This is a genomic window from Shimia sp. NS0008-38b (genome assembly GCF_040370365.1).
In the GTDB taxonomy this organism is placed as follows: Bacteria; Pseudomonadota; Alphaproteobacteria; order Rhodobacterales; family Rhodobacteraceae; genus Shimia.
In genome coordinates, this window is sequence record NZ_BAABWQ010000002.1 from 336851 (window position 1) to 349982 (window position 13132).

Below are 13132 nucleotides of genomic sequence, written 5' to 3' on the forward strand. Positions count from 1 at the left end.
CCAAGAGCGACACCTCAGGAACCGCACTTAAACCTGACTGGCTGACGTCAAAGCCAACAACTCAAGTTTGGGCCATTCTAAGAGAAAGCACTTCACGCAGGTCATGCCCAGCTGGGGAGATGCCGAAAGGTTCGGCGCGACCTGAAGTGAGGAAGCCACGCGAGCCAAGGCGGTTGGGAAACGAACGACGACACCTACGCCTCAAGCTCTTTTAGGAACGTGCGGAATGCTTTTCGGGCAGAGCCAGGGTGGCGCACTTTCTTGGCAGCCTCGAGGTTTGACAAGTCGTCGCCGACGACGATCAATCCAACCATGCCCATGTCATAGTGGGGCAAGCATATATAACCGTAAATGCCTGGCACGGTGAATTCGACAGTCACTTCCTCATCGATCGCACCATTCCATCCTTCTGCACCTTCAGGGATCATGCCACGCTTAGAGGCTGCATTATGACCCGTGTCGGTTGGGATGAATGTAACACTATCCCCAAGCGCGACCCGCAAAATTGCGGGCTCAAACACATTGGGCGTATTGGCATCACTGCAAGCTGCGTTGAGCATCAGTATGCTATGTTTGTTTTCCTCTAAAACTGTCGGCAAAGGGCAGGCCCAAACCGCAGAGGACGCGCCAAGCGCGGTCATGGATAGTAAGAACTTACGACGCGTAGGCATGAACAATAAGGTCCTTTCGAGGCCCAGTAGAGATTGCGACATCAACACCGTAGGTTTCGGAAATGGCAGCGGATCGCAGGACTGTCTCAGGCGTGCCTTGCGCCAAAATTCTGCCTTTCCCAAGCAGGATCAAATGGTCTGCAAAACGCGCCGCGAGGTTAAGATCGTGCAGTGCTACGAGCCCGATTGCATCGCGATCAGCCATTGCGCGCTTGATCCGACCAAGCACCTCAAGCTGGTGTCGCAAATCTAGCGCAGAAGTTGGTTCATCAAACAAATAGACGTCCGATCTACGGATCAGCGCCTGCGCAGCAGACACCATTTGCGACTGTCCGCCAGAGAGTTCGCTCACATAGGCTTCGGCCAAATGACCAATTCCAGCAGAATGCAAAGTCAAGCTAACCGTACGTATATCCTCCTCGGAGACGCGCCACCCCTTTAGCTGTTTATGCGCCATCATCACTACGTCAAAAACGGTCAATGCGGCATTGGCAGCGAAGTATTGCGGCATAAAGCAGATGCGTTTTAGCCGCTCGCGCATAGGCAGCGTATCAAGGTCAATGTCGCCCAGAGTGATTGTACCTGAACGCGGCTTGGTCAGGCCAGAAATCAACCGAAAAAGCGTCGACTTACCAGCAGCGTTAGGGCCGATCAACGCCGTGACCTGACCTGACTTTAGGCCATCAAACCCGACACCGCGCAATACTGGCTGCGCGCCGTACGAAAATTCAAGATCGGTCGCAGACAGAATACTCATTGCCAGTGCCTTTTGCGTTGTCCCAAGATGAGCAGGATAAAGAATGGTATGCCGATCAGCGACGTGATCATCCCAATCGGATAGACGATTCCTGGAGTGATGGCTTTGGATGCAATGGACGTCCCCGACAGTATCACCGCGCCGCAAAGGGCCGAGAGCGGTAAGAAACCGCGCTGATCTTCTCCAACGATCATGCGGGCAATATGCGGGCCAACGAGGCCAACAAATGCGATCGCGCCGACAAACGATACTGCAACCGCCGCCAAGAGCGAGACCCCCGCAAGAATTGACACGCGTAGCAAGCCGACGTTTACCCCAAGTGCCGCGGCTTTGTCCTCACCCATGCGGAGCGCCGTGAGCGACCATGAGCGGCTGTAAAACCATGGAAGCAGGACGCCCAAAACAATTGCGCAAATCGCAACTTTTTCCCATGTCGCACGCGACAAAGACCCAAGTTGCCAAAAAATCAGCTGCGCGAGCTGCATCTCAGATGCACCGTATTGTAGGAAGGCAAGCAGAGCATTGAAGGTGAAAAGCATCGCGATCCCGACAAGGATCATGGCCTCAGGGGAAACGCCGCGAATTTTCGTGAATATGTATAGAAAGAAAGATGCGCCTAAGGCGAAAACAAACGCATTCACCGTCACAAAGAGTCCCCCCACACCTGGGACGACGGACCAGCCCAAAACAATGGCAAGGGCTGCGCCAAAACTGGCAGCGGATGACAGGCCAAGGGTGAACGGATCAGCAAGCGGGTTGTTCAGGATCGTTTGCATTTCTGCGCCCGCAACTCCCAGCATGGCGCCCACAAACACTGCCATCAAAGCAACAGGAAGGCGAAGCTTCCAAATGATCACCAGTTCTTTGGGAGTGGCATCAGCGCGGTTCAATATCACCTCAAGCGTGCGCCCAAAGCTAAGATTGGCTGGGCCAGTGATGACATCAAAAATGATGAGAACAGCGAGAGCAACGAACGCCAGCAAGATCAACAAAAGCCGCTTCGCTATGCGGCGATTATAGGCTTGCATGAGATCCGATACCGCCCCGGTTTGCGCCGAAGTGACTTGATCAGACATGGGGAACTTTCAAATGAAAATCCTGCGGCCACTTGGGCCGCAGGTGATAGAGTTTAGCCCGCGCGGTTCGCAGACATCCAAAACGTGCCTTGGGCATCAAACGGCAAGAAGCGATCGTGAAGCTCTTCGAATGTGCCCCACGGGTCGAGATCCTCGAAGTCGTCTGGGTGGAACCATTTTGCCAACTGTTGGATCGCAACAAAGTGGTATGGCGAATTGTAGAATTGGTGGAAGATCGCGTGGTAGTTGCCTTCTTTCACTGCATCCAAGTCAGAAAAACCTGCACGCGCAGCAAGCGCTTCGATGCGCTCACGGTTCACATCTTCCTGTGCGTCATAGCCAAGCAGAACGGACGTGACTTCAGGCCGGTTTTCAGCCCAGTTCGCGCCTGTTGCAACGATGTGCGTTGGGTTCGCTTCAATCACGCCTTCAAGACTCAAGGTGACAGAATAGGCGTTTGCCAAAGTGGACGCATAGTTCGTACCACCGGCAAGCTCAACGAAACGGCCATAATTGTAAGGGCCAAAGGACCAACAGCAGAAATCTGTCTGCCAACCCGCTGCGTTTTCAACAACGACCATCGGGCGTTCGTCTGCCGGGATTTGGTCAATGATATTTGTCACTTTTCGCATCTGCGCCATGTAGAAATCGATGAACTCAGCTGCGCGTTTTTCCTCACCAAGGATACGTCCGAGCATCAAAAGAGAGGGCACAACGTTCTCAGTTGCATTGCGACGGAAATCCACGAATGCGACCTGCACACCGGCAGTGGAGAGCTTTTCCATCAAGCCGGTTTCTTCGGCTTTGAACAACGATCCGGATTCGAGCAGTACAAGATCAGCGTCGGCTTCCAGAATGGCCTCGATGCTGAAGTCACCGGCGTAAGGGTTGCCAAAGTTGATCAGCCGCGCCGTGTCTTCAGGAAACGCATTTTCGAATTGGCGAAAACCGTCCGGATCGTACAGGATCAGATCGTTATTCCAACCCACGATTTTTTCAAAAGGGTTGCGCGTTGTGAGAGGCGTGATGCCATACATCATCCGGCCTTCGCCAAGAACGATTTTATCGGGCAATTCGTCGAACGTGACGGTCCGCCCCGCAATATCAGTTACAGTCAAGGCTTCCGCTTGGACTTCACTGGCTTGCGCGAACATAATCACGCTGGCTGTTGCAGCACCAAGGAAGCCGCGTGTGAATGTCGAAAGTGACATGGCGGTCTCCATTGTGTTGGTCGATGTGAACGCCTGTTAACCCGTTTGCGATGTATATCCAAGTATTTTTGTCAATTATTTAATTGTACCCACCTGACACCTTGATTCGCGCTCCGACATTCAGGGCATATTGGATGTGATGCGTGAGTGCTGGGGCGCCAACTGGGACTGTTGGCAAAGCACGGGCCAAGCGCTCTTCTTGACTACGGAGTAGCTCCGCCAAGAAACGCGCTAAAGCACGGACAAAGAAAACCATTCCGCCAATAAAGCATCAACGCAAATACAGAGCACTGCTTCCATCAAGAAGCTGTTTTACATATATATTTTTCAATAAATGGTGCCCGGGGGCGGAATCGAACCACCGACACGAGGATTTTCAATTTTCCTAGGAACCCGCGCAGTTCCAAGCAAGCTTATGCAGTCCACCGCGAAATCTGTTTCACTTGAATGACCTGTGGCCCGTAAAGCCAGCTAAACCGTCTCAGACGTTTTCATCCTAGCCCGGCACTAGTGGCACCCGATTTGCACCCAGCCTCTAGATATCAACTATTGGTGAGCGCTGGTACAATGGCTTCTCAAATAAGTTACGAACAGTTGGGTCAGATCGTTAAGCTAGGCTGAGGCCAGATTGGGATGGTTGTTGTGAGCTAGAAGCGCCTAGCCCTACGCCGCACTCCATATCTGCGAGTTTGTTTTGGCTGTCTGATTTGAACTGGTGGTGGGCGGTTTCCCAACTTCAACTGCTCAACTAATTTGTCGCGATTTAGCGTGTACATCAAGGCTGACGCGTCCATGCTGCGACCTATGACCCAGAGGTCATCTATGCCAAAGTCAATTATGACAGGCGCATTCAGGCCACTCCACTTTTTCAGGAACCGAGAGTCATAGTAATGAACCTCAAAAACTTGGGCTCCACTTGAATTGGGTGTATTTGCATGTTTGAGAGCTTCACGAAATTGTTCAATGGTGCTCTGTAGTCTTAGTCCGTCAACAATCCAGCAAATGTCACGATGAAACTCTGTGCGAGCGTCGACCTCCTCGCGTGAAATTGCTGAATGTTGAAACTCTAGGGCCAATCCTTGAGGTGTTAAAACATCTGCGATGTGAAGCTCACCATTTGCATCGCGTCTTCCCTGTTCTTGCCATTCATCGGGAAAGTGGTTTTTCCACTTGCGATGCCATTCCTTTTCGGGTTCCCACCAATGATCACAATGTTTGGTAGATTTGTGTGCCCAATGCCAGACGCGGACCTTTCCGCACCGCGCAATGACGTCACTCTGGCAAAAGGGGCACGTCGCTGAGGTTTTTGGCCGTGGTTCAATTCTTTGACCATCAAGATCCGCAAACTTCATGAATCTTTGCCCTAAGGAAATTTGTATACGGATTTAGATGGGTACCAAATTGACAAATTTCAAAGTGAACCAAAATCTTTTAGTTCGCGCCCCCAAAACGTTCACATGGCGAGATTCTGACGTTTAGGCGAATGACACTGAAAAAGGCACTGGATGCCACAAACGCTGAGACGTGACCTCCCCGCATACCTACTTTCCTATTTTGTTCCTTGAACTCGCTGCGACTGGCGTTAACCAAAAATAGGTAGAACACTTCAAGCTCAGGCAGGTTTAGTCGTTCACAATCAGCCTCGAACTAGATATGCTACATCAACGCCTGAAACAGCTACATTTTCTGGAAATGCTCGAAGCCGTGAATAAAGTTGCCGATATCGAACCTCTTGCCGACGAGAAAAACGGCTCAAATCGTCGCCCGATGTACATGGTCGACATGTTCGCAGGCTGTGGTGGCTTGTCTATGGGAATGGAGAACGCGGACTTCGTGCCAGTGTTCGTGAACGAACTGAACCCCGACGCGATGGCTACATACTTGAAGAACCGTCATCACTCGTTGGGTGGGCTGCACTTCTCAGCTAACGAAGACCTTCGTTGTAATGATGCAAACGACTTACGCGGTTCGAGGCTTGAGCAGTTGGTGTCCGACCTCAGGAACATCCCAGAGCTGGGCCTGCAATTTGATTTGGGAGCGAGCACAGCATCTGGCGCTGGCTCCAACTTGGACGTTCTCGCTGGTGGGCCTCCTTGCCAAGGCTACTCCGGCATCGGCATCAGGCGTTCCTACGATGTTGACAAGACTGATATGCCGTCTAACCACTTGTTTGTTCGTATGGCGCACGTCATTCGAAAGCTACGACCACGCATCTTTCTGTTTGAGAACGTGAGGGGTCTGCTGAACGCGAAGTGGACCCGTGGTGGCGATGACCAGATTTTCCCAGACGTGCTGTCCGAATTTAGTTCGATCCCCGGCTACACCGTTCGTTATTCGCTGGTGAAGGCAAAAGACTATGGCGTCCCGCAGAACCGTCCTCGCGTCCTATTGGTCGGCATTCGTGACGACATCTTGGACTCTTGTGATTGGCTGGAGCCCCAAGCCCACGAGGAAGACGCCGTCAAATGTGGCTTCCTCCCCCAACCTACAGGGGGCTTTCCGGATCTTATCGACCTTCTGGGCGACCTGATCGATGACAGTGTGGCCGATGCCTTGCGCAGTGGCGACTTCGCGAAGGGGCCATTCACAACGGACAAGTATCCATCTAAGCCAAAGAACGATTTACAAAGACGGCTTCGTACGGCCCCGCACTGGTTCCACAGCAAGACCGTGCCTTTGACCGAGCAAGAATACAGCAAGCACAAGCCGAACATCGTCGCCAAGTTTCAGCACATGCTGGACAACAACGGTGAGATCCCAGACCAGTTCAAAACCAAGAAGTTTTCTCAGCGAGTTCTTCGGGCGCGCTGGGGTAACACCGAGCCCAACATCACGGCGACTTCGCTTGCAGATGACTACGTGCACTTCAGCCAGCCACGCGCCCTGACGGTTCGCGAGTGGGCACGTCTTCAATTGTTCCCGGATTGGTACCAATTCGCTGGCAAACGAACCACAGGTGGTTTGCGTCGCGCAGGCAATCCTCGAGAAGGCTTGTTCGACCGCGAAGTGCCAAAGTACACCCAGATCGGCAATGCTGTTCCGGTGGGTCTTGCCGAGGCCGTAGGTGAGCACTTCCGCAAGATTATCGATGCGGCAGTCTAGCTTTCAAACAGACCCGTTTGTGTGTCGATTGATTTCTTTATGCTGGCGCGGACGTTCAAGCTGAATGCGCTCGCGAAATTACTGTCGAATATCTCTGACAGCGAAAGGGCAACGCCGGATTTCGTTGGCAAGCCCCAGTAGTTACCCCCAGTGAGGTTGCAAACACGCTTGACGGCCATCTGCGTGCTCTTACTGGGCATGCGTCCTTCTTTCTGTGACGGGACGGTCACAAAAGAGTAGGTGAACCTTTGAAGGTTCTTCACGCTGTAACCATTCTTCCCAATGTGGATGCCTGTGCTTGGCCCAAAGCTGGCCCGGTACACCATGTCCCACAACATTGGCACTTGGGCGTTGTCGTTCCAGTTCGTCTTGCACTGAATGATCCCGAGTTCAACGTCACCAATTCGCTTGGCTACCTCGACATCTAAGTTCTTCATGAAACCCTTGTCGGGTTCTGGGAAATCGAAATCCTCGGGGTACACGACGACACAAACATCTGACTCCGTGTTCGTCTGATGGTTTCCGTACCGGATAGTTGTTGCGTCCAGCAAAGTTCGAGGCACCACGGCCTGAGACTGTCGCATCGCAACGGCGTTCGTTCCTGAGAACACCAAGTTGAGATACCACGTTACCAGACTTTCCCAGCCAGCCCCACCACCAGATAATGAACCCTGATCTCGACTACCAGTGTTGGTTGCGAAGAACACTTCGCGAAGGTGATCTCCAACCTGATGCACCTTGGTCGCGTCTGACAAGTCATCTGTAAGGTCGGACACGACCTCGCGCCAAATTGGCCAGCAATCTTGCCAAGTCTTGATCGACGCAACAGCGTCCATCGCCAATTTCCTGTGGTATTCAGCCGTCATTTCAAATCGCTCAAGTTAGTACACGATATTGCTACACGTCTTCTAAGGTGCCTCCAAGCCGAATTCACAAAAGGCAACCAGCCAGAAATCGCGTTTTTTTGGCAGTTATGTCGAACTTTCTCCAGCGCGTTTTCTGTACTCACCAGCAACTGCCAAGTTAAACTCCAGAATGCGCTGCCAATGCCTATCCTCTGTGCTGAAACCCTCTGGTGCGACACTCTCAAACATCATGTTTTGATATTCGTAGATTTGTGCGACTAGTTCGCCAAGTGGCCGACACTCGCGCCCGGTAACAGAGTCGAATTCAATCTTCTGCTCGATATCCGGCAACTGAACGGTTTGGTCTTGGAATTGGCGCAACACGACACCTTTGGGTTGGAAATGTGGTGGGTACGTTCGCGGCGCAAGATATGAATCGAAATCCCAGTTAACGCCCAAGAAGTTTCGCATAGTTTCCTGTGGTTCCGTTGAGGCCGCCTCACGTGCGTCTAATTGCAGGATAGGCTGAACCAACTCGATTGAAGCCTTATGCATCCTCGGGTGTAGAACAGGGTGCTCGACTGCTTTTCGCATGTCAAAGTCGACCAACTTTTGAGCACCTACGTATTCACCTTCGTTTATGTACTCTCGGCGTGTTGGAAATGGGAAACCAGCTCGTTCTGAAAAGATGAAATCGGCAGAAATATTGACTAGAAGAATGCTGTTAACCTTCAACCCGAAGCAAATGGGCGCGTTGTGAAATACGATGCTTTCCACACCAAACGCGTTTAGGCTTTTTTCCTCGGTATCAATTGCGTGGACTGCAAGGTATCGATCCTTTCGGCCGATCCTTTCCTTGATATGGAAGTTGGGGGCTATCCCTGTAGGGTTTCCTTGGAGGACGTGGTAGTTTAACCAAAGCCCGACGCGAACTTTATCCATCCAGTCCATAAGCAAGATGTAGTTCTCGACGGTGACGCCCTCGCGACGTTGTAACGCCTTGATGATCGGCTTGATCCGGCTTTCAAGCCCAGAGAATTCGTCATTGCAGGACGTGCATGACGGCATGGTCAAGCTATTCCAAGAGAACTGTATGGGTTTCTGTGTTTTGTAGTTGATGCCCATTTTCACAACGCGCGTTGGGTCGCCTGTCTCCCTTAAGAGCCACTGGGGCAAGACGTGCTCTTTATTCTTGTTTTCCGGAGGTTTCCCACAGAAGACACAAAATTTTTCCAAAAGCACACCCCCAACTGAACGCATTCTATAGGAGTTTTGAACATAAACTCTCAGACCGCACCAAACCATACCCTGACACGCGGATTCTGAGTGTCTTACAATATCCATATGGAACAGATACTGACAACCAAATCACTCGACGCGTTGAAACCTGCGGCCACCAAGCGGTACGAAGTCCGCGATCCGAAAACACCCGGCCTGCATGTACGTGTGTCTACCACAGGTGCCAAGGTGTTCTACACATTGGTACGCCCAAATGGTTCGCGCAGACGCGTTAAAATCGGCCCCTATCCTGTGGTCTCCCTTGCCGATGCTAGACGCCGTGCGATGGAGATCGCCCGTGATGTTGAGTTGGGGGAGTTCGAAAAGGCCCCTGAGGTTTCAGAGGCGTCGGCCCTGACGCTGGGCGAGACAATTCCCAAGTTCATTAATCTTTATGCTAGGCCCAACACCAAGGACTGGAAGCGTACCGAAAGCGTTCTGCACAAGTTCGACGGGTTGAAACACCGGCCCATTGACCAGATCAAGCGGCAAGATGTGACCAAGGTGTTGGACGATATCATCGCTAAGGGTACGCCATATCGCGCAAATCGGGCGCTCTCAGCGATCAAAAAGCTCATGAACTGGTGTGTGATGCGTGGCGATATTGAAACATCACCTGTGGCTCTCCTTAGGCCGCCGACGCGTGAAATCCCTCGTGATCGCGTACTGAGCGATGATGAAATTCGCGCGATATGGCAGCACAGCGATGCCGAGGACTACCCATTCGGACCTTTCCTCAAGCTGCTGATGATGACGGGGCAACGACGGGCAGAAGTGTCTGACATGCGCTGGTCTGAACTCAATCTCGATGAAGGTATTTGGGAACTTCCAGCCAGCCGTGTCAAAAACGCACGGTTGCATATCGTGCCCCTACCTCCACAGGCCGTGGAAATACTGCGATCCCTGCACAGGTTCCTCGACAGCGACTTCGTGTTCACGACGACAGGGCGCTCAGCGATTTCTGGGTTCGGACGCCTCAAGGAACGTATCGAGGCGACGCTGCCGGAAAACACACCTGATTGGCGCTTCCATGACTTCAGACGCACGGCCTCCACGGGCATGGCGAAGATCGGTGTGGCACCTCATGTGATCGACGCCGTGACCAACCATAAATCAGGAGTCGTCTCAGGCGTCGGCGCAACCTACAATCGCTACACATATTTCAACGAGAAACGCGAGGCGCTGGAATTGTGGGCGAACGAATTGACGAAAATCACGACGGCGCGTTCGGAGACGAGTGCCGGGAGGAAGTCCGAGTAACCCTTGGGCTTGAAGACGATCAAGTTTTTGCAGCCTTTTGGGGCAAACTGCGCGACGAATGCCTTCGAGTTCGTCGGGGGATTGAAGCCTCTCCCAATGGTTTCTGTCTGGCTCCATTCGACAAATCGCTGACACAACGAAAGACATGGCTGCAACGCCAAGTGGTCAATCCGATTGAAACGCTGCAAGCTGCTTTGAGTGATGAGAATGCTCCCCATTTCGCGCATTGGGAGCGCTTTGGCGACGATGATCCGCACGCGAATGCGGCTCTGCATGATGCGCTGGCCGACCTAAAGAACAAGGTGACATTGCTTCAACGTGAATTTGAGGACGAAATCACGGGTGAAACCGCTGGCAAGATCACTCACACTCATGAAATCAGACATTACGTGGTTTTTGTCTGTCTTTCAGAACTGCGTGAACACTATCCAAACCTAAAGCTTTCACGGGGAAATTGGGACAAGGATCTGGGTCAGAGCATAGGCCATGTCCCTGATTTCGTTAGGCGCGTTTTCTTTGAAACGACTGGCAACTACGAACAGCTTGACGGCCCAATACAGGCGAACATCTAAGCCATTTGAAAACCCGAATTCGAAATGAGTTGAGGGCTTCAGGACCTTCGCTCGCAATACGATCCAACCTGATCCATCTTCCTTCTTGTCGGAGCGCTCCTTCACAAACGCAAACATGTAGAAGGAAAGACAATGAATATTTCAGATGGCCAAAAGGCCCTTGCAACACGCGCTGATCTCAAGCGCCTTGGTATTATGGTTAGCAACAGTACGCTTTTGCGCTGGGAGGCACGTGGACGGTTTCCACGCCGAGTCCGCCTTGCGGGCACAAGCGTCGCTTGGTTGCTGAATGAGATTGAACAGTGGCTCGCTGAGCGCGCCGAAGAACGCTCTCGCACGCATTACGCCGAGTTTTGATATGGGGCGCAAAGCGCCCTGACTTCCCCCAAAAAATTGAAAGGACAGAACATGCGAACTCGCGTGAAAGCAAAAGCTCGCCCTCGCAAAGGGCATCCATATGCATTCAAGGACTATAACGACGACTGCGTCATCCACCAAAGCATGGTGGGTTTCCTGCATGACATTTGGAAAGGTGCACCGAAGCCCAGCTTCTTTTTTGTCGCCACAACCGATCCCGACGGCAACCACTGGCGTGAACATATTGTGAGGGCCAACGATGTCACTGTTGGCCTGAACAGGTTCCTGAACACTCACTCGCGATGGGATTTCAATCTTTACTTTTGTCCAAACCCATTTTCGGTCGAACGGCGCAAAACAGAATTTGCGCTACCCACAAGGCTGGCTTGGTGCGACATCGACGATAGCGATCCCAGCGCTTATGAGCCACATCCCAATCATCTCTGGGAAACCTCGCCGGGCCGCTTCCAAGGTCTTTGGCTTTGGGACAAGCGGTACAGCGTAGAAGAAGCCGAACGTTTCTCACGTTCGCTTGCTGACAGACACGGGGGCGACAATGGCTGGACCATTACCAAGATGCTACGCGTTCCCGGCTCGATCAACCACAAGCCCAAATATGACGAGCCGTTCGTCAAGTTGGTTTCGCGTAACTGGAACCGTGTTGCAGAACGCCCCGAACCGACGCCAGACAACGGACGAAGCTATCAGCGCACGTACAAAGCATTGGGTATGGATCATTTGGCATTTACCCCATTGGAGGTTCTGAAAAATCATCGGGCCAAATTAAGTGCTTCGGCGCGCTCACTCATACGACACAAACAAGTTCAAGCGGACAATCGTTCAAACCGAATATATGCGCTAGTCGCTGGGCTGTACGAGGCCAATGCCACATTGGACGAGATCGCCAGCGTGGTTTGGAGCAGCCCGTATTTTCGAGACAAGTACGGCGACGACCTTAGCGCGCTAGAAACTGAAGTGTCCCGCATCATCGCTAAGAAAGAAGGTGCGAAATGACCTCGAAGAAAAAGGAGCTCTTTGTCGGTCTGGACACAATCGACCCCAAGGAAGTCGAGTGGCTGTGGGAGCCGTTCATCCCATTCAGCATGATCACAATCATGGAGGGCGACCCCGGCGTCGGAAAATCATTCCTCGCTATGCTGCTGGCCGTACAGGTCAGTATCGGTGGGGAGTTGCCCGATGGGCAAAAGTTGGGGCGCGGTCGTGTGCTTTATCTCAGCGCTGAGGATGATGCAGCCTATACAATCAGGCCGCGCATCGATGCGATGGGGGGCGATCCGTCGCGCATTCGAGTTCAGGGTGACTTCCTGTCTCTGGACGAAAAAGGGCTGCAAGCGCTCATGCGAGAGGTGAAGCGCAAACCACCAGACCTGCTGATCCTCGACCCCTTGTTTGCCTACATCCCGGCTGGACAGGATATCTACAAACCCAACGTGATCCGGCAGCTTTTGTCATTCCTGAAAGACATTGCTGAAGCTGGTGAAACGGCTGTCGTCATCATCCGGCACCTGACTAAGGCCAAGCACAGCAAGGCCATTTATCAGGGGGGTGGTTCTATGGATGTGATTGGCGCGGCGAGGTCAGCATTTCTAGTATGCGAGCATCCGAGCGACAGTTCGACCAAGCTTGTTGTACATATCAAGCATAACATTGCCGTTCGGGGGCAAACTCAAAGCTATGAGATCATTGGTGAAGAAGGAGGCAGGGCGACCCTGAATTGGCTGGGGCCTTCGGACATTACGATTGATGACCTGATTTCTTCTGATGGTCCGCCCCGCATGTCGGCACTGGATGAAGCGACCCAGTTCCTGCGCGTATTTCTCAAGAATGGGCCGGAACCTTCAACCAAGGTGGAGAAAGAGGCTGCTGCTCGCGACATCGCCCCCAAGACCTTGGAGCGTGCAAGGCGCGCTCTGGGCGTCAGGTCCAAGAAAAAGGCAAAGGGTTGGTTCCTGTCGTTGCCAGACGAAGAATGACCACAGGTA

13 protein-coding genes are annotated in these 13132 nt (G+C 52.5%); 6 read left to right on the forward strand and 7 right to left on the reverse strand.

Annotated elements, in window-relative coordinates:
- Positions 1–194 precede the first annotated feature (194 nt).
- The 5 genes from ABWV47_RS07720 to ABWV47_RS07740 all read right to left on the reverse strand — a co-directional run bounded on the left by ABWV47_RS07720 (position 195) and on the right by ABWV47_RS07740 (position 5067).
- Positions 195–671 (reverse strand): pseudoazurin, encoded by a 477-nt coding sequence (locus ABWV47_RS07720; RefSeq protein ID WP_353310397.1) that lies wholly within the window; start codon positions 669–671, stop codon positions 195–197.
- A complete protein-coding gene (locus tag ABWV47_RS07725) occupies positions 655–1428 on the reverse strand; it encodes an ABC transporter ATP-binding protein (RefSeq protein WP_353310400.1) in 774 nt (257 codons plus the stop codon). Before ABWV47_RS07725 ends, ABWV47_RS07720 begins: the two co-directional genes overlap by 17 nt.
- Positions 1425–2504 carry a FecCD family ABC transporter permease gene (locus ABWV47_RS07730; RefSeq protein WP_353310403.1) on the reverse strand — a complete coding sequence of 360 codons (1080 nt, stop codon included), beginning with the start codon at positions 2502–2504 and terminating at the stop codon, positions 1425–1427. Before ABWV47_RS07730 ends, ABWV47_RS07725 begins: the two co-directional genes overlap by 4 nt.
- A gap of 53 nt (positions 2505–2557) precedes the next feature.
- Positions 2558–3715, reverse strand: coding sequence for an ABC transporter substrate-binding protein (locus ABWV47_RS07735; protein ID WP_353310406.1), 1158 nt, complete (start codon positions 3713–3715; stop codon positions 2558–2560).
- Positions 3716–4362: 647 nt separating this feature from the next.
- Complete coding sequence (locus ABWV47_RS07740) at positions 4363–5067, reverse strand: competence protein CoiA (protein ID WP_353310409.1); 705 nt, start codon at positions 5065–5067, stop codon at positions 4363–4365.
- 301 nt (positions 5068–5368) lie between these two features.
- Here ABWV47_RS07740 and ABWV47_RS07745 point away from each other — a divergent pair, with 301 nt between their 5' ends.
- Positions 5369–6817, forward strand: coding sequence for a DNA cytosine methyltransferase (locus ABWV47_RS07745; protein ID WP_353310412.1), 1449 nt, complete (start codon positions 5369–5371; stop codon positions 6815–6817).
- On the opposite strand, the gene ABWV47_RS07750 is transcribed toward ABWV47_RS07745, so the two are convergent.
- Positions 6814–7593 carry a hypothetical protein gene (locus ABWV47_RS07750; RefSeq protein ID WP_353310415.1) on the reverse strand — a complete coding sequence of 260 codons (780 nt, stop codon included), beginning with the start codon at positions 7591–7593 and terminating at the stop codon, positions 6814–6816. The genes ABWV47_RS07745 and ABWV47_RS07750 overlap by 4 nt on opposite strands.
- Positions 7594–7788: 195 nt before the next feature.
- Positions 7789–8904: a hypothetical protein gene (locus ABWV47_RS07755; protein WP_353310417.1), complete on the reverse strand. Its 1116-nt coding sequence runs from the start codon at positions 8902–8904 to the stop codon at positions 7789–7791.
- Between the two features lie 102 nt (positions 8905–9006).
- Between ABWV47_RS07755 and ABWV47_RS07760 the strand changes: the two genes are divergently transcribed.
- The 5 genes from ABWV47_RS07760 (at position 9007) to ABWV47_RS07780 (ending at position 13123) form a co-directional block, all read left to right on the forward strand.
- Positions 9007–10200 (forward strand): tyrosine-type recombinase/integrase, encoded by a 1194-nt coding sequence (locus ABWV47_RS07760; protein WP_353310420.1) that lies wholly within the window; start codon positions 9007–9009, stop codon positions 10198–10200.
- Positions 10131–10772 (forward strand): hypothetical protein, encoded by a 642-nt coding sequence (locus ABWV47_RS07765; RefSeq protein ID WP_353310423.1) that lies wholly within the window; start codon positions 10131–10133, stop codon positions 10770–10772. Before ABWV47_RS07760 ends, ABWV47_RS07765 begins: the two co-directional genes overlap by 70 nt.
- A gap of 132 nt (positions 10773–10904) precedes the next feature.
- Entirely contained in the window at positions 10905–11129 is a 225-nt protein-coding gene (locus tag ABWV47_RS07770) for a helix-turn-helix transcriptional regulator (protein ID WP_353310425.1), read from the forward strand.
- A gap of 63 nt (positions 11130–11192) precedes the next feature.
- On the forward strand, positions 11193–12143 hold the full coding sequence (locus ABWV47_RS07775) for a DNA-primase RepB domain-containing protein (protein ID WP_353310428.1): 951 nt from the start codon (positions 11193–11195) through the stop codon (positions 12141–12143).
- Positions 12140–13123, forward strand: coding sequence for an AAA family ATPase (locus ABWV47_RS07780; protein ID WP_353310431.1), 984 nt, complete (start codon positions 12140–12142; stop codon positions 13121–13123). The genes ABWV47_RS07775 and ABWV47_RS07780 overlap by 4 nt, the downstream gene beginning before the upstream one ends.
- The last annotated feature ends 9 nt before the right edge of the window (positions 13124–13132 follow it).